26 protein-coding genes and 1 pseudogene are annotated in these 26,996 nt (G+C 37.4%); 16 read left to right on the plus strand and 11 right to left on the minus strand.

The window, feature by feature from the left end; all coding sequences use genetic code 11:
* Positions 1–105 precede the first annotated feature (105 nt).
* Both AC1Q6O_RS08425 and AC1Q6O_RS08430 read right to left on the minus strand, forming a co-directional pair.
* The gene (locus tag AC1Q6O_RS08425) at positions 106–414 is read right to left on the minus strand and encodes a hypothetical protein (protein ID WP_346038080.1); all 309 of its coding nucleotides are present in this window, start codon (positions 412–414) and stop codon (positions 106–108) included.
* A gap of 326 nt (positions 415–740) precedes the next feature.
* Positions 741–1,163: a CBO0543 family protein gene (locus AC1Q6O_RS08430; protein ID WP_492401046.1), complete on the minus strand. Its 423-nt coding sequence runs from the start codon at positions 1,161–1,163 to the stop codon at positions 741–743.
* Positions 1,164–1,312: 149 nt separating this feature from the next.
* On the opposite strand from AC1Q6O_RS08430, the gene AC1Q6O_RS08435 reads away from it, so the two are divergent.
* Both AC1Q6O_RS08435 and AC1Q6O_RS08440 read left to right on the plus strand, forming a co-directional pair.
* Positions 1,313–1,567, plus strand: a complete 255-nt coding sequence (locus tag AC1Q6O_RS08435; protein ID WP_008175120.1) for a hypothetical protein — start codon at positions 1,313–1,315, stop codon at positions 1,565–1,567.
* 302 nt (positions 1,568–1,869) lie between these two features.
* On the plus strand, positions 1,870–3,642 hold the full coding sequence (locus tag AC1Q6O_RS08440; RefSeq protein WP_008175118.1) for an oleate hydratase: 1,773 nt from the start codon (positions 1,870–1,872) through the stop codon (positions 3,640–3,642).
* Between the two features lie 549 nt (positions 3,643–4,191).
* Here AC1Q6O_RS08440 and AC1Q6O_RS08445 read toward each other — a convergent pair.
* Positions 4,192–4,653, minus strand: a complete 462-nt coding sequence (locus AC1Q6O_RS08445; RefSeq protein WP_008175116.1) for a GNAT family N-acetyltransferase — start codon at positions 4,651–4,653, stop codon at positions 4,192–4,194.
* Between the two features lie 78 nt (positions 4,654–4,731).
* On the opposite strand from AC1Q6O_RS08445, the gene AC1Q6O_RS08450 reads away from it, so the two are divergent.
* Together AC1Q6O_RS08450 and AC1Q6O_RS08455 are read left to right on the plus strand one after the other, a co-directional pair.
* A complete protein-coding gene (locus AC1Q6O_RS08450; RefSeq protein ID WP_008175115.1) occupies positions 4,732–5,130 on the plus strand; it encodes a pyrimidine dimer DNA glycosylase/endonuclease V in 399 nt (132 codons plus the stop codon).
* A 16-nt stretch (positions 5,131–5,146) separates the two neighbouring features.
* On the plus strand, positions 5,147–5,767 hold the full coding sequence (locus AC1Q6O_RS08455) for an HAD family hydrolase (protein WP_107921911.1): 621 nt from the start codon (positions 5,147–5,149) through the stop codon (positions 5,765–5,767).
* A 37-nt stretch (positions 5,768–5,804) separates the two neighbouring features.
* Here AC1Q6O_RS08455 and AC1Q6O_RS08460 read toward each other — a convergent pair whose 3' ends face one another.
* The 4 genes and pseudogenes from AC1Q6O_RS08460 to AC1Q6O_RS08475 form a co-directional block, all read right to left on the minus strand.
* Positions 5,805–6,275: a DinB family protein gene (locus AC1Q6O_RS08460; protein WP_090001681.1), complete on the minus strand. Its 471-nt coding sequence runs from the start codon at positions 6,273–6,275 to the stop codon at positions 5,805–5,807.
* 108 nt (positions 6,276–6,383) lie between these two features.
* Positions 6,384–6,629, minus strand: coding sequence for a hypothetical protein (locus AC1Q6O_RS08465; protein ID WP_492401047.1), 246 nt, complete (start codon positions 6,627–6,629; stop codon positions 6,384–6,386).
* A 237-nt stretch (positions 6,630–6,866) separates the two neighbouring features.
* A complete protein-coding gene (locus AC1Q6O_RS08470; RefSeq protein ID WP_492401048.1) occupies positions 6,867–7,067 on the minus strand; it encodes a hypothetical protein in 201 nt (66 codons plus the stop codon).
* Between the two features lie 130 nt (positions 7,068–7,197).
* A pseudogene (locus AC1Q6O_RS08475) lies at positions 7,198–7,287 on the minus strand (YjcZ family sporulation protein); the annotation flags it as partial.
* Positions 7,288–7,749: 462 nt separating this feature from the next.
* Between AC1Q6O_RS08475 and AC1Q6O_RS08480 the strand changes: the two are divergent.
* Positions 7,750–10,968, plus strand: a complete 3,219-nt coding sequence (locus tag AC1Q6O_RS08480) for a collagenase (protein ID WP_492401049.1) — start codon at positions 7,750–7,752, stop codon at positions 10,966–10,968.
* A gap of 180 nt (positions 10,969–11,148) precedes the next feature.
* Here AC1Q6O_RS08480 and AC1Q6O_RS08485 read toward each other — a convergent pair whose 3' ends face one another.
* Complete coding sequence (locus AC1Q6O_RS08485; RefSeq protein ID WP_090001675.1) at positions 11,149–11,943, minus strand: SDR family NAD(P)-dependent oxidoreductase; 795 nt, start codon at positions 11,941–11,943, stop codon at positions 11,149–11,151.
* 30 nt (positions 11,944–11,973) lie between these two features.
* Positions 11,974–12,957, minus strand: a complete 984-nt coding sequence (locus AC1Q6O_RS08490) for an AraC family transcriptional regulator (RefSeq protein WP_090001723.1) — start codon at positions 12,955–12,957, stop codon at positions 11,974–11,976.
* A gap of 439 nt (positions 12,958–13,396) precedes the next feature.
* On the opposite strand from AC1Q6O_RS08490, the gene AC1Q6O_RS08495 reads away from it, so the two are divergent.
* From AC1Q6O_RS08495 to AC1Q6O_RS08515, 5 genes are all read left to right on the plus strand, one after another.
* On the plus strand, positions 13,397–14,827 hold the full coding sequence (locus AC1Q6O_RS08495; RefSeq protein ID WP_090001673.1) for a DUF4238 domain-containing protein: 1,431 nt from the start codon (positions 13,397–13,399) through the stop codon (positions 14,825–14,827).
* Positions 14,828–14,918: 91 nt separating this feature from the next.
* A complete protein-coding gene (locus AC1Q6O_RS08500) occupies positions 14,919–15,221 on the plus strand; it encodes an RNA polymerase alpha subunit C-terminal domain-containing protein (RefSeq protein ID WP_043989877.1) in 303 nt (100 codons plus the stop codon).
* 1 nt (position 15,222) lies between these two features.
* On the plus strand, positions 15,223–15,783 hold the full coding sequence (locus tag AC1Q6O_RS08505; protein WP_089984672.1) for a DUF4256 domain-containing protein: 561 nt from the start codon (positions 15,223–15,225) through the stop codon (positions 15,781–15,783).
* Positions 15,784–16,086: 303 nt separating this feature from the next.
* The gene (locus AC1Q6O_RS08510; protein ID WP_008175097.1) at positions 16,087–16,287 is read left to right on the plus strand and encodes a cold-shock protein; all 201 of its coding nucleotides are present in this window, start codon (positions 16,087–16,089) and stop codon (positions 16,285–16,287) included.
* A 191-nt stretch (positions 16,288–16,478) separates the two neighbouring features.
* Positions 16,479–16,706 carry a hypothetical protein gene (locus AC1Q6O_RS08515; RefSeq protein WP_043989875.1) on the plus strand — a complete coding sequence of 76 codons (228 nt, stop codon included), beginning with the start codon at positions 16,479–16,481 and terminating at the stop codon, positions 16,704–16,706.
* Positions 16,707–16,906: 200 nt separating this feature from the next.
* Here the strand turns inward: AC1Q6O_RS08515 and AC1Q6O_RS08520 are convergent, their stop codons facing one another.
* Positions 16,907–17,029 carry a YjcZ family sporulation protein gene (locus AC1Q6O_RS08520; protein WP_080709324.1) on the minus strand — a complete coding sequence of 41 codons (123 nt, stop codon included), beginning with the start codon at positions 17,027–17,029 and terminating at the stop codon, positions 16,907–16,909.
* Between the two features lie 1,221 nt (positions 17,030–18,250).
* Here AC1Q6O_RS08520 and AC1Q6O_RS08525 point away from each other — a divergent pair.
* The gene (locus AC1Q6O_RS08525) at positions 18,251–18,433 is read left to right on the plus strand and encodes a hypothetical protein (protein WP_043989873.1); all 183 of its coding nucleotides are present in this window, start codon (positions 18,251–18,253) and stop codon (positions 18,431–18,433) included.
* A gap of 217 nt (positions 18,434–18,650) precedes the next feature.
* Here the strand turns inward: AC1Q6O_RS08525 and AC1Q6O_RS08530 are convergent, their stop codons facing one another.
* Complete coding sequence (locus AC1Q6O_RS08530) at positions 18,651–19,178, minus strand: GNAT family N-acetyltransferase (RefSeq protein WP_090001672.1); 528 nt, start codon at positions 19,176–19,178, stop codon at positions 18,651–18,653.
* A 258-nt stretch (positions 19,179–19,436) separates the two neighbouring features.
* Here AC1Q6O_RS08530 and AC1Q6O_RS08535 point away from each other — a divergent pair, with 258 nt between their 5' ends.
* The 5 genes from AC1Q6O_RS08535 (at position 19,437) to AC1Q6O_RS08555 (ending at position 26,657) form a co-directional block, all read left to right on the plus strand.
* Entirely contained in the window at positions 19,437–19,868 is a 432-nt protein-coding gene (locus AC1Q6O_RS08535; RefSeq protein ID WP_036125483.1) for a BrxA/BrxB family bacilliredoxin, read from the plus strand.
* On the plus strand, positions 19,856–20,644 hold the full coding sequence (locus AC1Q6O_RS08540) for a class I SAM-dependent methyltransferase (protein ID WP_089984670.1): 789 nt from the start codon (positions 19,856–19,858) through the stop codon (positions 20,642–20,644). Before AC1Q6O_RS08535 ends, AC1Q6O_RS08540 begins: the two co-directional genes overlap by 13 nt.
* A 64-nt stretch (positions 20,645–20,708) precedes the next feature.
* Positions 20,709–21,269, plus strand: coding sequence for a hypothetical protein (locus tag AC1Q6O_RS08545; protein WP_089984668.1), 561 nt, complete (start codon positions 20,709–20,711; stop codon positions 21,267–21,269).
* Positions 21,270–21,841: 572 nt separating this feature from the next.
* Positions 21,842–22,633: a nucleotidyl transferase AbiEii/AbiGii toxin family protein gene (locus AC1Q6O_RS08550; RefSeq protein ID WP_342532798.1), complete on the plus strand. Its 792-nt coding sequence runs from the start codon at positions 21,842–21,844 to the stop codon at positions 22,631–22,633.
* 586 nt (positions 22,634–23,219) lie between these two features.
* The gene (locus AC1Q6O_RS08555) at positions 23,220–26,657 is read left to right on the plus strand and encodes an immunoglobulin-like domain-containing protein (RefSeq protein ID WP_239355062.1); all 3,438 of its coding nucleotides are present in this window, start codon (positions 23,220–23,222) and stop codon (positions 26,655–26,657) included.
* Positions 26,658–26,996: the final 339 nt, after the last annotated feature.

Genomic DNA, 26,996 nt, shown 5'->3' on the forward strand with positions numbered 1-26,996 from the left:
CACCCACCTCCTTTTATAAAAACTATTTGAATGTTAGAAAAGTCGAGAGGGAAAATCATACTAAATACGTAGTAGCCCATAACAGAGTTACTACATGTTTCGGTTTTATACTTTATTTCGTTTAAAAATAAGAATGAGGATATTTAATAGAATCGTACTTACTAATAAGAATAGGACAGCCAGTACGGAACTTCTTGTAATATCCATAAGGGCACTCCAATCCTCAATCTTCACAAGATGGAAATTGTAAAATAATTGGAAACTAATCGAAATAGCACAAGCACTTAGACTTAATATGCTTATCGCTAATCTATAATGTTGGATTTGTTTCGAAGTAGCTGAAAGACTAGCAATGGGTAACAATATGGCTATTAATCCAAGGACTAGGCTTCCCACATTTAGCATACTCATCATGGAACAGTTCCTCCTTTATAATTTGAAAACGAAAATAGGGAGGGTAATGTTTCAATATATGGTAAATTTTATGTTTACTAAATCTTCCTAATAACTTATGTAAGCCCTATTAAACATATGAAGGGTCACTTTGGTTAGAAGTGACCCTAAGTAACAAATCAGGAGGTTGTTAAACTAGTTTAGCTTAACTACTACTATATATATGATGAGTTCACTTAGTATATCTAGTTGATTGCCTCTTCAGTAGAAATTAAAACTATATTGAAGAAAAATTATTTTTTTAAGCATAAAAATAGTTATTGGAGAACGCGTATTTTCAGTAAAAATCAATAATATCCATACAAAAATAAATAAGGGAGCAAATAGGAGAAAAAGGTAAAATAAATATTCCATCCGTTTTGGTAGATGACCCTATCAAAGAAAACAAATATCCCTTCTAAAAAAGTGGTGAGCAAAGTCATTAATAGAAGAACCAAAAAAGGTTTGTTCACTTTTTTTATGAAATAGATACAGTAGCAGGATAAGACAGGATATATGTCTACATCAAAAGGTAGTGCAGCGAAACTTTTTTGTTGGGGAAAAGGTAGCACCTCCCAAAAATCGAAATAAAAGCCGAGAGCATTCATGAGATAAGCCACGACGCTAAAAAATGGAGCCACTAAAAAAAGCAATATTTTATCTTTTTTGTATAGATGCATGAGACAAATCGTCCAAGGAATTAGAAAAACTAAAAATAAATGTAAAATCATCTTTTACCCTTTCATTACTACCTAATCTAATATTTATTAGTATTACTGCAGAACCGTAGAAACATACAGATGTTGGTGATGTGGTATATAACAAGACGTGAAAAATATTTTATTGATGTGGACAATAAAGAGGGCGGGAGTTGAACAAAGTGAGTGGAATTGATAAACGAAATCGATTAAGCGAGGAGCCATTTACGTATCAAATTACTAAAAAAGGGACTGTCGCTATTTATTACGAGGGGAAACAAATTAAAGTGGTTAAGGAAAAAGAGGCAGAGCATCTTTTAGCAAAAATCCATGAAGCGGAACAACAGACAATAGAAGTTCAATTATTATTAGCGAAAATGACAGGTAATTTTAAAAGAGGTAATGAAAAATTTGGTAAACGTAAAAGGAAGTTTTAGCTATGGAGAATCAAAATTTATGTGACAAATAATTTTTCGATATAATATTTATGCAATTTTTACATCCAATTATTGTATTTTATTTTCCTTTTCAAGGCATTGATCTAGGCGCTGATCGTGATTTTTTATACTTCATCATCCACTTATAAAAATACAAACGATTGTTATGTCCAATTATAGGGGACTTCGAATGGAGTGCTTTCTTCTGAATTTGAATATTTTGTTAATCATTCGCTCGTTTTACCATTTCTGTGGTAATTCATGTTATTCTATATTAGAATAATAAATATGGAGGCGGTAATATGTATTACAGCAATGGTAACTATGAAGCTTTCGCACGTCCTAAAAAACCGGAGGGAGTAGATGGAAAATCTGCTTATCTCATTGGTTCGGGCCTAGCCTCGCTGTCAGCAGCATGTTTTTTAATTCGTGATGGCCAAATGAAAGGTGAGAACATTCATATTCTGGAAGAGCTAGATATTTCAGGAGGCAGTCTTGATGGCATACTTAATCCGACGAGAGGATTTATTATTCGCGGTGGTCGAGAAATGGAAGATCATTTTGAATGCTTATGGGATTTATTCCGTTCCATTCCTTCCTTAGAGGTAGACAATGCTTCTGTGTTAGATGAATTTTATTGGTTAAACAAAGAGGACCCCAATTATTCAAAATGTCGTTTAATAAAAGATAGAGGTCAAAGACTTGAAGATGATGGCAAGTTTACTTTATCGGATCAGTCATCTGAGGAAATGATTAAATTATTCTTTACACCTGAGGAAAAGTTAGAGGATAAAAAAATTACAGATGTTTTCTCAGAGGAATTTTTTGAATCGAACTTTTGGCTGTATTGGTCCACTATGTTTGCGTTTGAAAAATGGCATTCTGCAATGGAAATGCGCCGTTATATTATGCGTTTCATTCACCATATTGGTGGATTACCAGATCTATCAGCATTGAAATTTACAAAATATAACCAATATGAATCGTTAGTGCTACCGATGATAAAATATTTAGAAGGTCATGATGTTGATTTTCAATATAATACGGTAGTAGAGAATGTTTTGGTCGATAAAGTGGGCGACAAAAAAGTAGCTCATACATTAGTTTTAAGAAAAAATGGTGTGAAAGAGAATATTGAGCTAACAGAAAATGAATTGGTATTTGTGACAAATGGTAGTATTACGGAGAGTACAACATACGGGGATAATTATACGCCAGCCCCTGTCAATAAAGAATTAGGTGGAAGCTGGTCACTGTGGAAAAACATCGCTGCCCAAGATACTGACTTTGGACGACCAGAAAAGTTCTGTGATAATCTTCCAAAAGAAAGCTGGTTTGTTTCCGCCACTCTAACGACTTTAGACGATCGTGTGGCTCCTTATATTGAAAAAATTAGTAAAAGGGACCCGTATGCAGGCAAAGTAGTAACAGGAGGTATTGTCACAGCTACAGATTCTAATTGGATGCTAAGCTATACGTTAAACCGACAACCTCATTTTAAACATCAACCAAAAGACCAATTAGTCGTTTGGATTTATGGTTTACTATCAAATAAACCAGGTGATTTTATTAAAAAAAGCATTACCGAATGTTCAGGTATTGAGATAGCACAAGAGTGGTTGTACCATATGGGTGTACCGGTTGATGAAATTCCAGACATCGCACAAAATTCTTGTAACACGATTCCATGCTATATGCCTTACATCACCTCTTATTTCATGCCAAGAGCCATGGGGGATCGTCCATTAGTTGTGCCAGAAGGGTCTGCTAATTTAGCCTTCATTGGCAACTTTAGTGAAACTGTAAGAGATACCGTTTTTACTACTGAATATTCAGTAAGAACTGCGATGGAGGCAGTCTATCAATTATTAAATATTGATCGTGGAGTTCCAGAAGTATTCGCATCTTCTTTTGATGTTCGCACATTATTAGCTTCAACTGCTCGCTTATTAGATGGCAAAAAACTAACAGATATTGATGCGCCATTTATTTTAAAACAAATTGGTAAATTAGGAATTCACAAAACAAAAGATACAATTATTTATGACTTACTGAAAGAAAGTGAATTAATATAGACAAGTGATATTGGCTGAAGTCAGCTCCGAAAATACGTATTGGGATAAAAAGCTCGGATGGCTAGTTCCTATTCAGAGGAAAATAGGTTCGTTGTTTATGCACAACCACTGTTTTATCGAGAGGGCTATAAGCTGCTAGATGAAGCGATTAACAAAGTGAAAAATTTGTCGAATGTTGCTCAAAAAAGACAATACTTACAGCCGTACTTTACTGATGAAATGATTAATTTAATTATTATGAGAAATGTAACCTATACAGATTTGTCTCCATATACAACAAGTTATAATTATTATTATCCGAAAGTAACAAATATGTATATCTATCGTAGCGAGAGTTTACCTAATCAATCTAAGTACGTTTCACAGCAGATTTTAATCACGAAGAGAAATAATCAATGGGTAATAGGTTCTTTGAGCGAAAATATGTATGAGCCGATGCCATATAACGAAATAAACATCAAAAAAGTCGCCCTTTCGTATAGGCGACTTTTTGATTATATGCATCAGAAGGGCTGTGTGCAAGTTTTTCATTGCTTGAGAGAGAGTTCTCTACAACTCAAAGCGCATCGTATGGTTCATATCCTGAAACCCAAGTTTTTCATATAAAGCGATAGCTCCTTTATTTCCAGACAGAACGTTCAACTCCAAATAATCCAATTTGCGAGTATCAGCCCATTTTTTCGCTTCTAGCAGTAGGGCCGTTCCGATTCCTTTACTTTGATATCGCTTTCCAACAATGACATCAATAATAAAAGCGTATTTGTATTCAACCATGCATGTATAACGAGGGGTCGTCATTTCCTTTAGTAATAAAAACCCTACGATTTCTTGATCTTTTTCAGCGATTAAAATATCGGAATCATCCTCGATAATTGTAAAACGAATAAAATTAACATCTTGTTTAGTAGGTCTGATATATTTAGGTTGTAGAATGGACATTTCTAAAAAGAGCTCTTGGTATAACACCTCTATTTGTGGAATGGCATCAAGTGTGGCAATTTTTATTTCCATAGTAATATACCTCCGTTTGTGTTTTACTAATATGGAATATTTTACATGATTGGATGAATAATAGAAAGGGGAGAGAGTATGAGATTATGGCATGTAGATTTAATAGCCTTCCTACCAAAAGGGCAGCTACTTTCTCAATGGCGAGAATTAAACAGTATATTTGCCAAGGAAGATAAGCATATACTCATTAATTATATATACGAATATCCTAAAGACGACTTGTTTATTTATACGGAAATGGTCATTGCTGAAATGAAGAAGCGTGGCTATCAAATTAGAACATTTGAAAAGATGAATAAATACTTTGAGGCGTTGGGGGCAGTCGAGGCAAAAACACCTTTCAAGCAGCATCATAATAGGGAATATCTTGACATTTGTTTTTATAATTTAAAAGAGAAGTATATACGTGGTCAGAAAGATTATGATGAGGACAAGTACCATCAATTATGTATGTTTGTAAACAGCAATCATGTATAGGGAAGGCGGAATGGTCATGCTACAGGCGATTATTTTTGATGTAGATGGGACAATTTTGGATACAGAACAAGCGATTTTACAGTCGCTGCAAAGGACATTGCGTGAGGAAACAGAAAAAGAGTATGCTTTGGATGAATTACGGTTTGCCTTAGGTATTCCAGGGAAGGACACATTACGACAGCTAAACGTTGATGATCTAGAGACGGTTCATCAAAAATGGTCTGCAGCTGTACTTGATTTTTCACAGGAGGTTTCGGTCTTTTCCAATATGGAAGCAGTCATCCAATCTTTAGCAAGTAAACCATTACAGCTCGGCATTGTTACATCGAAAACAAGACAAGAAGTAACAGATGAGTTTGATCCTTTTAAGTTAAGTAATTATTTCACGCAAATTATTAGTGCCAGTGATACGGTGCAACATAAACCTCACCCAGAGCCTCTTATAACCTGTCTGGAATTATTGCAAGTAGCCCCTGAAGACGCTATTTATATTGGGGATTCGATATATGATCTGCAATGTGCAAAACAAGCAGGAGTGAAATTTGCCCTTGCCCTGTGGGGGGCCAAAACGACTAAGGGGTATGAAGAGGCAGATTATGTTTTACAGGAACCAACGGATATTTTAACCATCATTTAGAAAAAAGGTGTATCTACTAGTGATACACCTTTCATCATTAATCCCAAATTTTCGGAATCATTACGTTCGCTGATCGTAAATAATCCAATAATTGCCCCGTATGAACTGACTCATGGTAGGCAACCCTCAGCAACATATCTCCCAAATCTCTTATGTATCCTACATCTGAGCGGTCAATTTGAATACTTGTTAAATCCTCATTCGCGAATGATTGAACCGTTTCCATAAATTCAAGTCGATAAGGCTCTGCTAATAATAGTTCTGCTTCAACAGTGGTGTAAGGCTGGTTTTCAAATGGGGATTCATAATTAGCTAGACTACCTTTATTTTTTATTGCCTGGTAGTAATAATGTTCACTTTCAAGCACATGTCGTATCATCTCGATGCAAGACATTGCCTCAGGATCGGGCTTCCAAAGTAACTTTTCTTGAGGGATAGATGTCCATAGCTTAATACTACGTCTACGCACCTCCTCGAAATTTAATACAAGTAGATCAATTGCGTTCATATTCTTCCTCCATTCGCAAGTATAATAAAATTATACACGAATATACGTTCTGTTGGAAGTTATTTCTACCACCTAGAGGCCGATTTTTCAATTGTTTATGTAAAAAATCTATAAATTTGGCTTGCGCTCTTTTTTCTTCATCATCTGATTGACTCGTCTATTATGTTGAAGATATTTTCTGACGTGACGATTGGCAAAAAATAATCTGTGGTACCGATCACCTTGGTCTATTTCCTCAAACCAATCATTCTGTCGTAGTCTTTCCATATTGCGATCGATTTTTGTTGTATGAAAAGTGGTAGAACCATTCAATGCATTTGCTAAAAAAGCTAACATGGCTTCACAACCAATCATATGGAAAACTGTTAAACGAATGGAATGGAATGGAATTGCCTATTCAATGACCGAAAAATGGGAGGGGCACTCATGGAGAGTACCCCATAGTAACAAATCAGGAGATGCCTTGTTAAACGCTTTTCGCTTAACATTACTATTTATATGATAAGATAACTTGGTTTTATAGACCTTCGTAACGCTCCCACCATAAAAAAACAGATTTAGATAAATGAAAAAAATTAAACCAGGCACCGATTATTTAGGCGTGCCTGGTTTTTTGTATGAATAAGGGTGAAACTGTTTATGTAATAAGTGGGTGCCAATAAAAATACTGCTGACACCGATAATTCTTACTACTACACTTTGGAGAAATTGCTTGTCGTCTACCGTGATTACGATGAACAAGAGACCCATCGTTAGTAATGCAGAGCCAATGCCCCCTTTTATTATTCTCATAAAGATGTTCGGTTTATCATGCTGCAAAAAAACGAATCGCTCCTTTCTGAAAAGCAAAAGGATCACTAGGCTGGTTTAAGTGACCCTTTCATTATATTGAAGGGATTTTTTTAGGTGCTAAAGGGATGTATTAGTATCCACCACTCATAAAACTAGCGCCAACGATAATTAAAAGAATGAAAAGAACAACGATTAATACAAAAGCTGAACCGTTGTAGCTGCCGCCATTGTCGCCGCCATAATAACAACCGCCGTTGTTCATATTACCTACATTTCCGCTGTATCCGTATCCCATTGAAAATCCCTCCTTTCTACAACCTATAATATGCGGAGGGGAGGGAAGAGAAATGGTATTTACCCTATACTAGCTTATTTATTTTCAAGAATATCATAAATAGAGGGAAATTTCTTTGTTTGTCTAGTGAGACAAAAGGAAAAGAGGGGTATTCTCACTCCTTGTATGGTCGCTCCTTTCTAAAAAGAATCCGCATCTCGGGTTCTTTTTTTAATAAGGGAACGATCTAAATGTGTCTTAGTGTTCAAAATATGGAAGGAAATATTCCTAAATATAACATTTAATGTTGATTTTTTTACATAATATGTTATTTTAATATAGGTAATATAGTACCAAATAATAACTATATTGCCAAAAAAACTACATAGGACTATAGGAGGATATAAAATGAAGAAAAAATTTACATTCAATCACTTGTTAATTGGGGTTAGTACAATGGCCATTTCGTTAGGTGGATTACAGGCGGAAGCATCGGCAGCAGAAAAAACGCCGTATAATGTATTACAAATGAAACCCATTGGCATAGAAATGTCGAAAGATGAAATGGTGCATTCGACAATGGCTGAAGAAACATTATCCTATGAAGAACGTTTAGAAATGGGAGATTTTTCACAACGTCCAGCACCAATTATGGAACAGATGGATACACAGCAATTGCAGGAGCAGTACTCGATGGCAGAGCTTAATAATATGAGCAATCGTGAGCTCATCCATACGCTTGGCAGTATCCGTTGGTACCAAATTACAGACTTATTCCAATTCAATGATGACACAAAAGCTTTTTATCAAAATGAAGAGCGCATGCAAGTAATCATCAATGAATTAGGTAATAGAGGAAGTTCGTTTACGAAGGATGATTCAAAGGGGATCGAAACATTTGTTGAGGTACTGCGTTCTGCTTTTTATGTAGCGTTTTATAATAATGAACTAGGTTATTTAAATGAGAGAAGTTTCCAAGATAAGTGTTTACCAGCATTAAATGAAATAGCCAAAAATCCAAACTTTAAACTTGGTACAGATGAGCAAGATAAAGTTGTATCTGCCTATGGAAAATTAATAGGTAATGCTTCTAGTGATGTGGAAACCGTTCAACATGCTACGAACATTTTAAAACAATATAATGAAAATCTTTCTACCTATGAAAGTGAGAATTCAAAAGGACAAGCTATTTACGATATAATACACGGCATTGATTATGATTTGCAGTCTTATTTATATGACACTCGTAAAGAGGCCAATACAACGATGTGGTATGGGAAGATTGATAGCTTCATAGAGGAAGTTAATAACATTGCCCTAATACATAATGTGACGGATAGCAATAGTTGGTTAATTAATAATGGCATTTATTATGCAGGGCGTTTAGGGCAGTTCCATAGCAATCCTAATAAGGGTTTAGAAGTCGTTACACAAGCGATGCAGATGTATCCCTATTTAAGTGAAGCTTATTTTGTGGCAGTAGAGCAAATTACGACAAATTATGGTGGACGTGACTTAAACGGAAATACGGTTGATTTACAAAAAGTACGTGAAGAAGGAAAAAAACAGTATCTACCGAAAACATATACATTTGATGATGGATCAATTGTATTCAAAACGGGAGATCAAGTAACGGAAGATAAAATTCAAAGATTATACTGGGCTGCAAAAGAGGTAAAGGCACAATATCATCGTGTAATCGGGAATGATCAAGCACTAGAGCCTGGTAATGCTGACGATATCTTAACCGTTGTCATTTATAACTCTCCCGATCAGTACCGATTAAACCGACAATTGTACGGATATGAAACAAATAATGGTGGTATTTATATTGAAGAGACTGGAACATTCTTTACATATGAACGTACACCTGAGCAAAGTATTTATAGCTTAGAAGAGCTGTTCCGTCATGAATATACGCACTTTTTACAAGGTAGATTTGAGGTGCCTGGTCTATTCGGGACGGGTGATATGTATCAAAATGAGCGACTAACATGGTTCCAGGAAGGGAATGCAGAATTTTTTGCAGGGTCAACACGTACAAATGACGTTGTGCCTCGTAAGAGCATTATTAGTGGATTGTCACATGATCCATCACAACGCTATACAGCTGAACAAACAATGTTTGCGACATATGGTTCCTGGGATTTTTACAATTATTCATTTGCTTTACAGTCTTATATGTATACTCATCAATTCGATATGTTTGATAGAATTCAAGATTTAATTCGCGCGAACGATGTGAAAAATTATGATGCCTATCGTGACACTTTAAGTAAAGATTCACAGCTGAATATGGAATATCAAGCGTATATGCAGCAATTGATCGATAACCAAGAAACATACGAAGTACCACAAGTAGCAGAGGATTATTTAATGCCGCATGAACCAAAAGCGTTAAACGAAGTACAGCAAGAAATTGTCGATATTGCACATGTGAAAGATGCAAATATGACGAAACACCAGTCTCAATTTTTTAATACGTTTACACTCGAGGGAACATATGTAGGTAGTGCAACACAGGGTGAATCTCAAGATTGGAAAACGATGAGTAAGCAAGTAAACCAAATGCTGGAGCAACTGTCTCAAAAAGAGTGGAGCGGCTATAAAACAATGACTGCGTACTTTGTCAACTATCGTGTAAATGCGGCAAACCAGTTCGAGTATGATGTAGTCTTCCACGGTGTTTCCACTGATGACGGAGAAACGCAAGCACCAATTGTACAGGTAAATGGTCCATATACTGGCATGATCAATGAAAAAATTCAATTTAACAGTGATGGGTCAAAGGATACGGATGGAGAAATAGTTTCTTATCTTTGGGATTTTGGTGATGGTGCAACAAGTGAAGCAGCAAATCCTACTCATGTATACGAAAATGAAGGAACTTACAAAGTGACGTTAACCGTGAAAAATAATAAGGGACAAGAAAGTAAAGGGCAAACAACTGCCACTGTACAGAAAGGAGGACAAACAGGGCAAGAACATGCGATGACCATTCCATTTAATAAACCAATAAAAGGTAGTTTGATAGAAAACGATACAAATGTCTATCAATTTGACATTACATCGCTAGAAGAAATAGATATTTCTGTCGTAAATGAAAATCAAATTGGCATGACATGGGTGCTTTATCATGAATCTGATAAGGAAAACTATGTAGCGTATGGACAGGAAGATGGACAGACAATAAAAGGTAAGTACAATGCGAAACCAGGAAAGTACTATTTATACGTTTATAAGTTTGATGATGAAAATGGAACATATACCGTTCAAGTACAAAATAGTACAAAAACGGAGATAGAACCAAACAATCGTCCAGAAGAAGCCACTATGCTTCCATTTCATACACCACTAAGCGGTAGTTTAATGGAGGATGATCATACGGATGTATACGAATTCAATGTTACATCTCCTAAAGAAATAGATATATCTGTTTTAAATGAAAACCAAATTGGCATGACATGGGTGCTTTATCATGAATCAGATAGCCAAAATTATGCGTCTTTTGGACAGGAAGACGGAAACATGATAAACGGTAAATTGAATGCAAAGCCTGGAAAGTATTATTTATATGTTTATAAATTTGAAAATGAGAACGGAACATATACCGTTCATGTACAGTAATGAATTGATAGAAGGCAAATAACAGTATAGAAATATGCTGGCCAAACGGTTGACAAAGCCATCGAGAGTTCACACTCTTGATGGCTTTTATAGCATAAGTTAAAGGGCGGCGACACATAAGGTAGGCAGCTCGACTCGCCGTAGTGGTGACATCGGCTATACGTTTTTGAGCTCTACATATTAAAAGATAGTCGGTACCATACCTCCATCCATACGAATCGGAGAGCCTTTAAAGGCGGAAGCATAGGGACTACAAATAAAGGTAGTGATTCTCCCGATTTCAATGGGTTTGATAAACCTTTGTATTTCCGATTGAGGGAGGTTTGTAGTCATAAATTTGTGCTCTTTCTCGGTAAAGCTCATCTCTTGATTAGTATACATACTATCAATGATTGCATACACATTCTCAGAAAGTGTTGGGCCAGGCATAATTGTATTGACGGTAACCTCTGTTCCTTTTGTTAATTGAGATAGGCTTTTCGACAAAGAGAGGAGCATCGTTTTTGTCATACAATATTGAGGCATTTGCCCAGAAGGCATAATGGCCTCTTCACTCGCGATAAAAATAATGCGGCCGAACTCATTTTCTAGCATTGTAGGTAAGTAAAATTTACATAAACCATTAGCCGCCAGAACATTCGTACGGAAGTATTTTTCCCATATCTCATCGTCAACTTCTTCATAGGACATCATTTCATAAATACCCATATTGTTCACGAGTATATCTATATGGGGATACTTTTCGAATAAAGCTTCTCTTTGCTGGGTATCTGCAAGATCGGCTGTGGCATTTTGAGGAGACGTAGATGGGTAAGCTGACTTTATTTCATTTACAATGCGTTCTACCTCATTATAATTTCGCCCATTAATGAGTACATGAACACCTTCCTTGGCTAGCTCAAAAGCAATGGCTTTCCCTATACCTCTCGTTGATCCAGTAACTAAAGCTGTTTTATTGTTCAATCCCATATCCATACGCTATTTCTCCTTTATTATTATAGTAATTTAAACATTTCTTTCTATATGTTTAGTACGCCAATTTGCTGGTGTATCACCTTCCCAAAGGCGGAAGGCGCGGTAGAACGAGTTTTGATCTTCATAGCCAATTAAGAAGGCAACCTCTTTAATATCAAGAGTGGGGTCTGCTAAATATACCTGTGCCTGCTCATGTCTTACTTTAGTTAACAGATGCTTAAAGCTCGTACATTCGTCTGAAAGCCGACGCTGTAAAGTACGGTCGCTCATCCCTAACTCGCTGGCAACCGTCTGAATGTCTGGGCGTCCTCCCATTAAGCTGCGTTTCATCATCCACTTGACCGTCTCGGTAAGCGTATGGCTTTGTTGGTGCTCGCTCAACGATTGATCTAGAAGCGGAGTCAGCATCTCTAATAGCTCCAAATTATATGAAGAGAAGGGGTGGTCTAAATCCTCTCGATGTAACGTCAACCGGTTCCATTTTGTACCTATCTGGATACAACAACCGAAATAGGCTTCAAGCGTTTGTATATCACCCATTGAATGTGAAAATTCAACGCATTTTGCTGTCAAGGGACTATCCGTTCCTCGCCGTCCAAGCTCAAGAAGAAATGCCAGTGTGATGCCAACAAGCATCGGCGGACCCGACTGCTCCCTATCTGACCATTGCAGCTCGATTGTACAATTCTCTCCCTCCTCAGTAATACGGAGGCTCTCAGGCGGGCACAATTGTTTGTAGCGTGCCATTCTCTTGAGAGCATCACGGAAATCACGAGCATGGTAAGCTGCCAAGACTGTTGGTGGGTAATGATTGCTATCAAAGCTAGTTGCCAGTTGGATGATTCCTTTAGCCATATCGTCAATGTGATCGGCATATGCCTGCCAAATCGCGTAATATTGTGCTAGCGAAACAGTTGGTTCAGTCATCAAAGTGATAGGTAATTGTGCTTTTCGGATGACATCGTGGGGGGCTATCCCTAATTGACGGAGCCCCTCCCAAAATCCTAACGGCATTTTAATACGAGTAGAGGTATGTAACGTCAATGTATCAGGCTCCTTTATTCATTTATTGTCTTTAAGAAGTTGCGTTTAAACGGAACAGTATATATAGTATCTTTTTCATCACGCCATGTAACTAGCAAACACTGACTACCAACTTGCAAATGGCGCCAAATTTTTTTGAATGACAAGGGGGGCATTACTTTTCGAAAATAACCGGTACATATATAGAAGAATCAGAAGGAATTTAATTGTCATCAATTTATTTTGCTACTAGGAACGGATATACATTGTGTACCATAATAATTTCTTTTTTATAAACATCCTTTTTTTCTTAAAGTGTTTAAGTAAAATCAAAATTTTATTAGGTACAGCTTAGCAATATTGGTATAAAGTTGTAAATATAGGAAATTGATATAGATATTATTAAGGTATTGAAAGGTTGTAGCTTTAAATGAAAAAAAGTTATTTATTATTATTATTTTTAGTTGTACTGATGTATGGATGTTCTAACGGAGTAAAGGAGACACCTACTGCTAAAGTTGAGGATGCTGAAAAAATAGTAACAAACGATCAAGAGAGGCAAGTGGTCAATCGTCAATTATACGAAAAACTATCTGAAGCAGTTGAAACATTAGGTTATACATATGACATGCATACTTTTGCAGAAAATGAGCATGATAGAGGAGTTTTATATGCGGAATTAGTCGATTTTGATAATGATGGTGTTAACGAGGTTTATACATTCATGAAAGGAATTGACTACCCATTATCCGCCTATCCTCATCGTAATAAAGATAATTACATACAAGAAATTTGGACGGGAAATGCTAATGGAGAAGATGCGTTGCTATCTTTTTCAAGTGAAATTGATAAATTAGTATGTTCCGCTTGTGACATGAATGTTTCTTTAGTAAAGGGGAAGGATGGTCGTACTTTCCTTAAAATGTTTTCCTATCAAATGAGTCAAGGTATTGCTAATAACAACATATGGGTTTACGCAAAGGACCCCAAAAAATCAGAGATGGAATTAGTAGCGTCCGGTAATTTCGGTCATAATAATGAAGGCGATCTATTTTATACATTAAATGATGAGGAAACAGATCGAATGACGTTCGAAGAAGAGTTTGCACGATATGATGGAGAAGAACGTCCCATACTGATTAGTAATTTTGCTGAGAAAAATTACGGTTTTGATGCTTCAAGTCCAGCCACTATTGTTGGAAAAACCCTTGCAACTCTTTCGCCGAGTGTAAATAATATTGTGGGCAAAGATGAATTACTTGAGAAGGATAAAAAGAAAGAAATTGTTGATGCATTAGATGAATTTAGTAGTATGAGACGCATTAATCATCATGATCCGCAAATCGTTATGTCTTTAGTGTTAGACGTTGTCCAGAAGTACAATATTGATCATGAGTATTCGGAAAATGGCGAAATGGTTTTCGATGGAGCTATCGTTCAAGCGAAATATAAAGAAGCATTCGGTGTTGAACTTGCTATAGATAGTATGAATTTTCCATCGAGAGATAGCCAAGACATTGTAACCTATGAGTTAGGTAAGTTTTATATCTATCCAACTGGCTTTTATTTCGATTCCATTCATCGTAATTATCAGGATGTCTATAAAGTATCAAATGATGTATATTATGTAACATTTCTTGACTCTGAATTTAATAGCTTAGATTATTCCTTAACAAAAGATGTGACGGTCACTTCTGAGGAAATGTTTAAGAAGGACATTGCAAGTTGGCCAATGGATGCTCGGGTATGGCTAAAGCCAGATATACAAAGATATGCGGTGGTTAAATATGTGGATGGAGAACCAAAAGTTCAATATATGGGCGTACAAAATTTAACAGATAATCAATTACAAACGTTTTAAATCGAACAAGTTTTGATACAGTTCTTCTTATCATTCCGACAAGTGAATTATGATACTATAAACTAATAGCATGTATGTTGGAGGGATGATAGTGAAAGCAGAAAAACGTTTAAGGTTTTGCGAAAAAGGACATCGTTTTTACAAAAGCACAGATTGTCCAAGCTGCCCGACCTGCGATAAAGAAAATAAGCCTACGAGTGGTTTCCTTTCAAAACTGAGTTCTCCTGCAAGAAATGCTTTAATTCACGAGGGGATTGATACCTTGCATGAACTATCCAAATACACCGAAAAAGATGTATTAAAAATTCATGGAATTGGACCAGCGTCAATCCCTATGATGAGAGCTTTATTGGAAGAAGAGGGACTATCATTTAAGCGTGAGGGAGAAAACTAAAATGACAAATAAAGAACTATCAGTTGAACAACGCGAGGAACTATTGCAAACATTGCAAGCTCGATTTGAGAAAAATATGAATCGCCACGAAGGCCTTCAGTGGACAAATATACAGGCTAAGCTGGAAGCGAATGTAGACAAACTGTGGTCGCTCCATGAAATGGAAGCAACTGGCGGAGAACCAGATGTCGTTCACTATCATCCAAATTCGGATGAATATATGTTTTATGATTGTTCGGCAGAAAGTCCAAAAGGTCGCAGAAGTGTTTGTTATGACCGAGAGGCATGGGAAGCAAGAAAAAATCATAAACCCGAAACGACCGCAATGGATATGGCAGCAGAAATGGGGATTGAGCTTTTAACGGAAGAACAATATCGAGAGTTACAGCAACTAGGTAAATTCGATTTAAAAACGTCAAGCTGGATTCAAACCCCTGAAAAAATCCGTAAACTGGGCGGGGCTATCTTCTGTGATCGTCGCTACGACACAATCTTCCTCTATCATAATGGGGCAGATTCTTATTATGCAGCTAGAGGTTTTCGAGGATCACTAAAGGTTTAAGTGGAAAATAATCATGAAAAAACAATTTTCTCTAGGTAATCAATTGACTTGATTACCTGAGTTTTTTTAGAAATACACGCAAACATATAACGAGCCAAATAATTGTTTTTGGTTTTTTTTACTTAGTACTAGACAAATGTGATTTTTTATTATACAATGATATTAATAAAATCGGTGCTAAAGAAACAATGAATTCACATATTACAAAGAGTAATCGTGTTTTTTTGATACTTTTTGCAATATGTGAATTTTTTCTTTAACGATGTAAGATTTTATTTAATACAATTAATGGAGGTCATTTAAATGACACAAGGTACAGTAAAATGGTTTAACTCAGAAAAAGGTTTTGGATTCATCGAAGTAGAAGGCGGACAAGACGTTTTCGCACACTTCTCAGCTATCCAAGGTGAAGGTTTCAAATCACTTGAAGAAGGCCAAAAAGTAGAATTCACAATCGAAGATGGTCAACGTGGACCACAAGCTGCAAACATCGTAAAACTTTAATATTTGCATGCTTTCAATACCCATTATCGGGTAATAATAAAACCAGGCGCTCATTTATAATGAGTACCTGGTTTTTTTCTATGGATTACATAAGAGCCCTTCAATGGCATGGGGTTTTATTACATTTATATTTTTTTGATTACTTCCACACTATTTATCCCATGATAAAGATAGATGGGGGGTGTTGGTTCATGGATTATGAATATACAGTGAAGTTCCACTTTAACGAAAATCGCGAAGAAGAATATAAAATTAAAACTAATATTGGACAAGAAACTTTTACAGAAGAAGTTTTTAATGGGTTCAACGAGAAACCATGGTATACCTTTACGGAAACAGAACATTTTAAATCGATATTAATAAATACGAAAGACGTTTATAAGGTATCCATCGTGCAACAGACTATACAATTTGATTAATTTTATGTCGAAGGCCACATCCCATGTCGGAGTGGCCTTTTATCATGGCGTTTAGTTTAGTAGTGGGGCAGAAAAAAATAAAAGAGTCACCGGAAAGTGACTCATAAAATAGATAGGTGTATGGATTATTGTTATTACCAGTATTGGAGGATTTATTGTTTTCACGGGACGGATTAATAGGCTGATCCCTATTAAAGATATTAATATGAATTATACAGGAAAGCAGCTCCAACGATTATGAGAAGTATGAATAGAACAACGAGAAGTGCAAACCCTGTACCATTCCCGTAGCCTCCACCGTTACCACCATAGTATCCAGACATAATGATAAACCTCCTTTCGATAATTTATAATATGTATGCCTAACCAGATGATTAGCGATAAATGTCATAGGACACATCAGAAAAAAATTAAAAGTTTAATTCATGAAGGAGAAATTGCAATGGATCCAAAGGGAAACAGATGATTTTTTGAATTATGAAGAGGAAGGGTGTGGGTATTTTTAACGGAGACTAAGTGATTAACATACATTTGTAAGCTGTATGAAAAATCGACGATCAAAAAATGCAAGCGCACGAGCACCTGCTTTGGATAGGGACTACATCCATTTGGACCATCATTACATATTCATTTTTCGCCTTTTTTCTTTTCTTGCATAATAGGTTCTAAGGATGGCATTAAATACAGAAGTGGAAATGATTATATACCACGGAGCCCCAATCTCCCCTGTCGTAATCCGATCATAAATTCCCCAAACCATTACAGTAGCCAATAAAAACACAGCCGTATATCTTTCTGATTTTGGATAAATTTTATACTTTTTATAGTCATGCTCACTAATGATTAACCACCTCTTTCATTTTTTATGGGACTATATTCTATTTGGGGAACCACTAAAATACAAGCTGATGAAGAATGCCAAAAGGAAGCATATGGCTTTTATTTAACCTAATAATGGAATATTAAGTGATTATAAGTATACTATAGAATGTGCCGTAAATAATCAATGGGGGCGATGAAACGGTGTCTTAACTGGGATACAACGTTTTATCTCCAAGATTCTATATGTGCGTAAGGTGGCAGTTACATAATTACGCCAGAAGCCAGACAAGTCACCATCATTTAAAAGAATTCAAGCCCACCTATAAAAAATATATCTTTCACGAAATTGAAATGGGACATAATGAATTTTCGGTACGATCAGGTATGGCGAAAAATTTTTATAGCATGCTTAAATCGGATGTCGGACGTTTGTTATGAACAACTCAATGTCTGATTTTTCCACTCATACGTGGAATCTGTATCCAAATTTATAGTGAGAAATACATCTAGCTGACGTAGATTGAGCCGTGCTTAGTTTAAACTTTATTTATCTCTTAAAAAATGAAGATGTTTGATAGGAAAGGTACGGAAACCACCTTTGTCATTATGGTGGAAAAGAGTGGATAGCTGAAATCGAAGGGGCTGTGAAACGAAAATAACTAGAAGTGGGTCATGGATTTATTCATGTTTTATTATATCTGATTGACATAAGGAGGATTTAAATGAAAAGTTTAGCAGGGACACTATCATTATGTTTTTCATTTACGTTATTCATCTATTTGTTTGGCATAAAAATGGAGCATTCCGTCAAATATGATGCAGGACTCTTTTTCCTCCCCATTATTTTACTAGGGCTTTCACTCTTTTTCTTTATTTCAGATTACAAAATAAATAGTAAAAGTTAAGGGAGGAGGGTCAATGTATTTGCTTAGGGGATGACACTATACTATTCAGTAAAGCGTTAATTGGATGAAGACTTCGAAGCTAAAAGCTGAATAAACTTTTTTAGTAAGCATCCTCTTATGATAATTTGGATGCTTGTTAATATGTATCTAACTGGAGGGCTAAACAATAGTAAAGGGTAAAGTATGAGCCCTCTGTTAGCACAGTAAATAACTAATTCTATTTCTTCAAATCAGAGGCTAACATGCCGTACACAATGCTATCGGTCCATTCATTTTTATTCCAAAAATCTTGTGTGAAATGGGCTTCTTTTCTCATGCCTATTCGTTCACATAATTTTTGTGAAGCAATATTCCGTGCATCCAGTTTAGCTTGTAGACGATGTACGTTAAAAACATCAAATAATTGAACTACTAAACTACTTACTGCTTCGGTTGCCAAACCTTTCCCAGCCACTTCATTAGAAAAGCTATATCCAATTTCAACAGTGTCTTTCATATCTGTATACCATACAGACAAATCACCAATGACTTTATTCTTATAGACAACTGCCAGACTTAACATTGACTCTTGAGAGAGTAAATCATTCGCTAGTTTCTTATTGAATTTTTCCTCCATATTTTCATGAGTCCATTGATTATGTAATAGGAACTTACAAGTATCTTCATTATTATAAATAGCAAATACATCCTGTAAATCGGTATTCTTAAAAGGTCTAATCATTAATCTTTCTGTTGTGAATTCCAAGTTAGTTCGCCTCCCTTTCATTCATTCTACAAAATTAACTAAAAACATACAATGTTCAGGTGCTTAATAGAAAACCTTACATACTAGTGAAAAAATTGACCCTGTGCCTTGCGATGTTTACTGAAAGTTTGAGGGTGGACTCATATAATTAAATATGCTCCTCTCGTTACACCAAAATCGAAAAAGCATGTCTTTGTACATTCACACAAAACCTTGCTATAATAAGGTTTGCGAATACATATGAAAGAGGGTAAAAGCATGAACGCTTATGATGAATATATGAAGCAGGTTGTGAAACCGATGCGTGAGGAGCTAGTGGGAGCTGGGTTTACGGAGCTGACGACGGCTGATGCGGTAAATGAATTTATGGCAGAGACGAAGGGGACTTCGTTAGTAGTCATTAACTCGGTGTGTGGCTGTGCGGCAGGGCTTGCTCGTCCAGCAGCGCGTGAGGCGATTGCGGCAGTGAAGCCGGATCATCTTGTGACAGTGTTTGCGGGGCAGGACCCAGAGGCGACTGCAGCGATGCGCGGTTATTTTGATGAAGTACCACCAAGCTCACCTTCCATGGCGATTTTAAAGGATGGAGAATTGGCTTACTTTATTCCACGTGAACAAATTGAAGGCTTCCCTGTGGAGCAAATTGTTTCCCATTTAACTGGCGTGTTAGAACAAACATGCGAGCAATAAATACGATTGTAACAACAGCGGGCAGACCAGACGATGAATCGATGGCGCTCGCTGCTTTTGCGTGTCAAACATTAGGGGCTGCATTTGAGCCGAGGAAAAAGCGCTCTGTTCGGAAGATGTCACAGGCGTTTCAGGCAAATATTATAGTGGCGGGGAAAAATCGCTATGATTATTATGCTTTTGGGGCAGAGGAGCCGTTTTTCTTCCATCCTAATTCTGCAGCATTTCGCTTAAAACGGATTGCTCGAGGTGAGGCAGAGCCATTTTTAGAAGCCGCACAGCTACAGCTAGGAGATACAGTGCTGGATTGTACGCTTGGACTAGCGGCCGATGCGATGTTAGCCGCTTATACTGTTGGGGAAAAGGGGCGCATTGTAGGCCTAGAAGCAAATCCAAATGTCGCCTTTATTGTCGGGCAGGGAATGCAAAATTATGATACAACAGAGCTACCGTTAACGGCTTGTATGCGACAAATTAAGGTCGTTCAGTCCGAGGCAGTTCGTTATTTAAAAACATTGCCAGCGAATGCGTTTGATGTCGTTTATATGGATCCAATGTTCGAGGAAACTATTGAAGAGTCCAATAATTTCGAGGCATTGCGCTTAGCGGGTGAGCATGTTACTTTAACCGATGAATGGGTGCAAGAAGCGAAGAGGGTCGCGAAAAAGCGTGTAGTGCTGAAGGCTCATTTTAGATCAGAATGGTTTACGAAGTATCATTTTCAGCAATATGAGCGAGTGACAGCTAAGTTTCATTATGGTGTTCTCGAAGTATAGGGGCTTGTTTTAAGACAGGCCTCTATTTAATTATAGGGAAATAATAAGGAGGCTCCAAATCCATATGACGAATAGCGAAATTAGAACCCCTTTTGAACTAGATTTATTAGCCAAAGCACAATCATTGAAAGCTACAAAACCTCCGAGTCCGTGGGAGCATGAAACGATAATTTCTGCCAATGGTGTACTAGCCTGTGGATGGGATCAAGATGAAAATATCATTCTCATAAGTGGGTCGGGCTATAGTATCACTGAACCGATAACGGGTCTTTGTCTTCATCGTGAACGAGATGCGGAATGGACGGAGGACTGTGTCAGTGAGGACCGCTTAACCTTTCACTATCCGTTATCAAAGAAACCTACCTCCATTTTTGGCTTGGAAGCGGGGGATGGGATACATGTGACATTAGATGGCTGGCAGGTTGAAGTCATTTACCCATGGTGGCCACGGGCAACAGTAGTCCTCGATTATCTATTTACACCCCGTTATAGCTATTTAAGTAATGCTACAGCTATTGATATACAGCGTTTGGATGGTGCTATAAAATGTGGATTTTCTCCTTCTGGTAAACATTTAATGATGATGGGATCAGGTGGTGCCTTAATCTATTCGAGAAAAGAATGACATTCCATTTGGTAACTCTATTTATTTTTGAACGATAATTTGGTTGGTGTTTGAGAGATTTTATAATTAGTGCTTTACATTTTTAATGTAGAGTGCTATAATTAAAGATGTGCTATTTTAGGTGGCATATTTCAGTAATCTGGCATTCTGCTTTTTGTTTTTGTAGATACTTATTCACACTGGCGCATGCTTTGGGGCTGCAAGGACGCAAAAGATGGTAGGGTTTGCGTTGCTTAAGTTAGAGAGCACACAGTGGAATTTTACCGCGGTGATGAAACAACTATTGTTTCAAGATAATATTCCCCAGATGATTGGGTTGAGACTTTTACAATTTACGAAAATGTTACCTATAAATACTAAAGGGGTAGTTTCGCATGAGCGAGGCTGCCCCTTGTCTAATTGTTGGACGCTGTCGCATGAGTTGCTGGCAGTTTTTTTGTTGCCAAAATTATGCTGGTATACATTACCGTTTACTATGCTAGTAAAATAAGTAATAATAAAAGCAAGAATTTTAGTAAAAGTCTAAATTCTATAGTTAAAAATCTGAAAAATCAAAAAGGTGAGGGAAGTTTATGGAGAAAATCAATACAATAACAGCAGATGTAATTACGCAATTAACAAAAATAGCAGAAATGAAGAAAGTAAGCATTGAGCAACTAGTAGCATTTTATTGTCAGGAAAGACTTCTCTACCGTTTATCAATATCATCCCATTATGATCAATTTTACATAGAAGGGGATCTTTTCTTCTTTACATTAGCTGAAGGAGTAGGGATGCCACCGAATGAACTAACACTCACAGCACGAAAAAGCGCGTATCAACACGACATAGTCCAACAGGCATTTACAGAAATTTGTTCGTTCGAAATACAGGAGGACGGCGTTCAATTTTTAGAAAATGACATCGAAAGTATAATAACGGATACGAGTATTCAATTAAAAATACCAGCAACATTGGACACAATCACTACATACATAGAAGTTAAAATAACCTTTATAGAAAATCGAATAGCACCAACGACCTATACTTTCCCGTCGATGCTAGACTTGAAGCCAGCGGAGCTCTCTACCTCTTCAGTCGAATTTGTAGTTGCCCAAGCCTTGCTTGACATTTTCCAATATCCCTCTATGACTTCAAAAATAGTAGAAGATATTGAGAGGGTATTACAAACACAAAACATAGAGGGTCGTAAATTACAGGCTTATCTTGAGGAATTGTCTGACCAACGTCACCTGACATGGGAGTCAACGCCTATACTAGAAAAAGGAATTGTTAAACAATTTTTCAACCCAATATATGAAGTCCTATTGGCAGATGAAGAGTTTTTTAAACAGTGGAATGGTACGGAGCAAGCTTGGCAATAACGATAGAAACCCTGCGAACAATAAAAAGTTCGCGGGGTTTTTCATAAAATGATTTCGTATAACTGGAAAAGGGAGATGATCAAAACGCATTTTGCTGGGGAGCAGTCGTTGCGCTATCTTATCGCTAGTTGTACAAAAGACGTGCATAGAGCACTTTCAATAAATTATGTGTAAAAATCATTAAAAAGAGCTTTTTGCCATGAGAAAATATATGAATCTGTACTAAGTCCCGCTTGAAAAACTACTATAGAAATATGATAATTTGTCGGTAGCATCAGGAAAAATTTCAGGTGCTACCTTTTTTATAGGTTCGCGGATGACTATTCTCGTAGGTTTCTTGTTTTGAGAGTAGTTGAAGTGGTCGTGTGAATGAAGCATTTTAGGGTTTTAAGTTACGGATTATTACTGACAGTCCGCTTTACATTAGATGCTATACAAAAATCTATTAATTTTGAATGTTAATTTGCTAATCATTAACATTATTCAGTATTACTCTTTTTTTTTCTATAGTATAGTGAAAATGTATGTATTTCTATAATGATACATAGAGAAAAGCGGCAAATCACGTAAAGGAGGGCGTTTATATTTGAAAAAAATAAGTAACATCTTCATGATTTTATTATTATTTAGTTTATCTTGGGTGGATATATCTGCCAATGCAAATGATACAAACGATGATGATTTTGTTGTGACACCTATTGATTCGGATGTCATGATAACTGACTATACAGGACAAGCGGAAGATATAGTCATTCCAGAAACAATTAATGGTCTTCGATCTGCATCGGCTGCTGATACGCTTGACCAAACATCCGGAGCGGGGGACCCGGGTGGAATCTTTCGAGCGCACGGAAAAGGTCAAAGCTTTACGGCAGGCTTGTCCGGTTATTTGAATAAAATTGATCTGTATATGGTAGATTACGGAAGCTCAGGTATTGTTTTTACACTTAGTATTTATGATGGTGAAAGTGTTTCCGGAGCTGCTTTGGCAACTGCGACATTTAGGAGCATTGATATCCCTTACAATCCAGGGGGCTGGGTGAGCGTATTTTTCGATCAGCCTACGCAGGTACAAGCGGGACAGCAATATACGATGCTGTTAACTTCCTCAATCGGCGATACGCCGCAAACGGCTTGGAAGGTTTATACTTCCAACGTATATGGAGGGGGACAAGCCTATACGGAAAACAATTGGACAAATTATGACTTCGGCTTTAACACCTATGTCGGACAATCACCAAGGGATTATACAACTACGCTCGCAGTGTCTCCTTTGAATGGTACATACGGCCAAACGGTAGTTATTTCGGCAATGCTGACAACACCTGATGGGCCTATCGTAGGAAAGAGAATTAATGTCTCCATTAATGGAAGTTCCATAGGTTTTATTACAACCAATTCAGCAGGTATTGGTTCCGGCTCCTATTCACTTAGACAAGCTGCGGGAAGCTATGAATTGAAAGTATCGACAGAAGCTTCGTATCCTTACCCTGCGGCAGAACAGACAACAACACTTACGGTCAACAAAGCCCCGCTTACTGTAACGCCTAACAATGTGACTAGACAATATGGAACAACTAATAACAATTTCACACTGAACTATAACGGCCTGATGGCATGGGACACAGCTGCTTCGATCGGGCAACCAGTGTATTCGACAGCAGCTGTTACTTCAAGCCCAATCGGCATTTATAATATAACAGCCAGTGGTTTGGCATCAACGAAGTACACAATCACTTATTCGCCAGGAACTTTAACTGTAATACCAGCGTCTTTAACCGTCATGGTTGCCAATCAATCCCGGGCATATGGACAAAGCAATCCGTCTTTGAGTGGTTCAATTACTGGAATTGTGAATGGAGATGAAATTCTAGCGTCCTATTCGACAGCAGCAACCGAATCAAGCCCAGTGGGATCGTATACAATCATTCCGTCCTTAGCTGATCCCGAAGGCAAGCTGAATAATTACCAAGTTGTTATTGAGGAGGGAGTGCTAACAGTTAAGAAAGCTGAGCTTCATGTTGCATCGGATTCGATATCACGCTGGGCAGGTAAAGCAAATCCTCCATTCACTGGCAATCTTACAGGCGCAGTTGCCGATGACTCCATTACGGCAAAGTATGATTCACTAGCGAGGGAAGATAGCGCTGAAGGTGTTTATGATATTACTGCACAGCTTCTTGATCCATTGAACCGTTTATCCAATTACGAGGTTATAAAAGACTTAGGCCAGCTAACCGTTTATGCTGCTCCAAAGCCAGTGTTCGCCATAGGAGAAACGTCCAATGCAGTGAAGTCAAATGTTGGGTTACCAAGTGCAGATGATGCAGGGCGTCCGATTCGCTGGACGTCTTCGGACAACAGCTTACTTAATGCAACAACAGGAGCCGTGCAGCGGCCGGCTTACCCAGCTGGCGACTCAGCCATAACGCTAGAGGCAGAGGTTGATGCGAATCAGACAACTTATAAAATCCGATATAACCTAACGATTTTAGCTACCGATATGATGGATAAAGAGGCAGTGGCTCGAGACATAAAGCTACTTGCGATTGGTTACACAGCTGGTGATGACGAAAAGCACGTACGAAATCGGTTGAGTCTTCCAGCTACAGGGAAGAATGGTTCTTCCATTACATGGACTTCTAGTCGGGCAGAACTGATTAATCCTGCTGACGGTTCAGTTTCTCAGCCATCATCTGGAAACCAAACAGTTACCCTCACAGCTACGGTAACAAAAGGGCTGGAATCAGAGAGTCGACAGTTTCATTTGATTGTTTTAAGGAATAATACAAATGTTGAGGAGCCGAAAGAACCTATTAAAGAACCAATTAAGGAACCTACTAAGGAATCTGAACAGCTACAATCGGAATTTTACATTGATTTCATTGACCAAAATAATCAAAAGGAAAGAATCAATCTTACCCAGTCTCAAGTGAAATCTGGCTTTATTGAGCTCGATAAGAAGACAGCAAAGGGATATTTCGAGGTGAGCGGAGAAACGGCACACAAATTACTCAAGTTGAATCCTTCGTTTGCGATTCAAATAACAGCGGCTGGTGGGATAATGAAACTGCCTGTCTCTGAATTGATTGCTTCTGCAAAGAACCAATTTGTAGGGAAAAATAGCGATAAAATCAACTTTTCAATTTTCGTTGGAGAGACGGAAGCTCCAGTTAATTTATTAAATGATCTAAAATCTCGAGGTGCAAAATTATTGTCTGGCCCTATTCAATTTGAAATTATTATGAGTATTGGAGACGAAGCCGGTATTGCTATCAAACAATTAGGTAGTAAGGTTGAAAGACGCATTGTCGTTTCCGAGAACCCTACAGATACGATTGTAACGGTATGGAACGAGCAGCTTAAGCAACTGAAATATGTTCCGGTCCGTTATGAAAACATCGGAGGTCAAGTCTATGCGTTGCTTCCCGTCAGCAGTGATGGCTTGTACTTAAATATTGGTAACCAACAAACTTTTGCTGATATGAAAAGACATTGGGCCAAAAAAGAAGCGGAAAAGTTGGCTTCAATGCTTATCTTTGAAGGAAAAGGACAGGGAATCTTTGACCCGAATGCCCACTTAACGCGTGCGGAGACAGCAGCACTATTGGTCAGGGCAATAGGCATCCCAGAGCCGGCGCATCCTGCAGCATTATCTGATATTTCTGGTCAATGGTATGTAGAGGAGGTTTCCTCTGCAATAGAAGCCGGATTTGTGAATGGGTATGAGGACGGTAGTTTCCGACCGAATGAATATGTTTCAAGGGAAGAACTTGCGGTCATCCTTTCGAGAGTACTTGAATATGGTAGCAGCACTCCTTCAAATGCTTCTGTAAACTATTCGATATCTCTCAATGATTCAAAAGAAGTATCCAATTGGGCTACTGAGGCAGTGCAAAAAATCATTTCCAACGGTATTATGATAGGTGATAATGAAGGTGATTTTAAACCACATCAAACTGCAACCCGTGCTGAAATGGCAATAATAATGAACCGTCTTCTTAACAAGCTAGGATATATGTAAACACGCCGTTGGAGCGTCATTTAACAGTTGTCAATTATACTTAGTAAGACATTTGAACATAAGTAGATTTGGTTTAAAAGAGCATCATTCCTGAAAAAGAATGATGCTCTTTAATTTTGAATGAGAATATTTGAGTCTTATAGGCAACTCTTTTTTCTTTATCGAATTATCAGTGCAGGGTGATTGATTTGGTGTTAAATTACATTTCTTGAAACTCATTTCATCCAGATTCGTTCTATAAAATGGATCATAAAAAAGGATAAACCATATATTTTTGGGAATTTCATTGAAATACCTACTCTAATATATTGTTCCTGCTAAATAATACATGAGGTGAGT

The organism is Lysinibacillus sp. GW823-FHT06C08 (genome assembly GCF_058795135.1).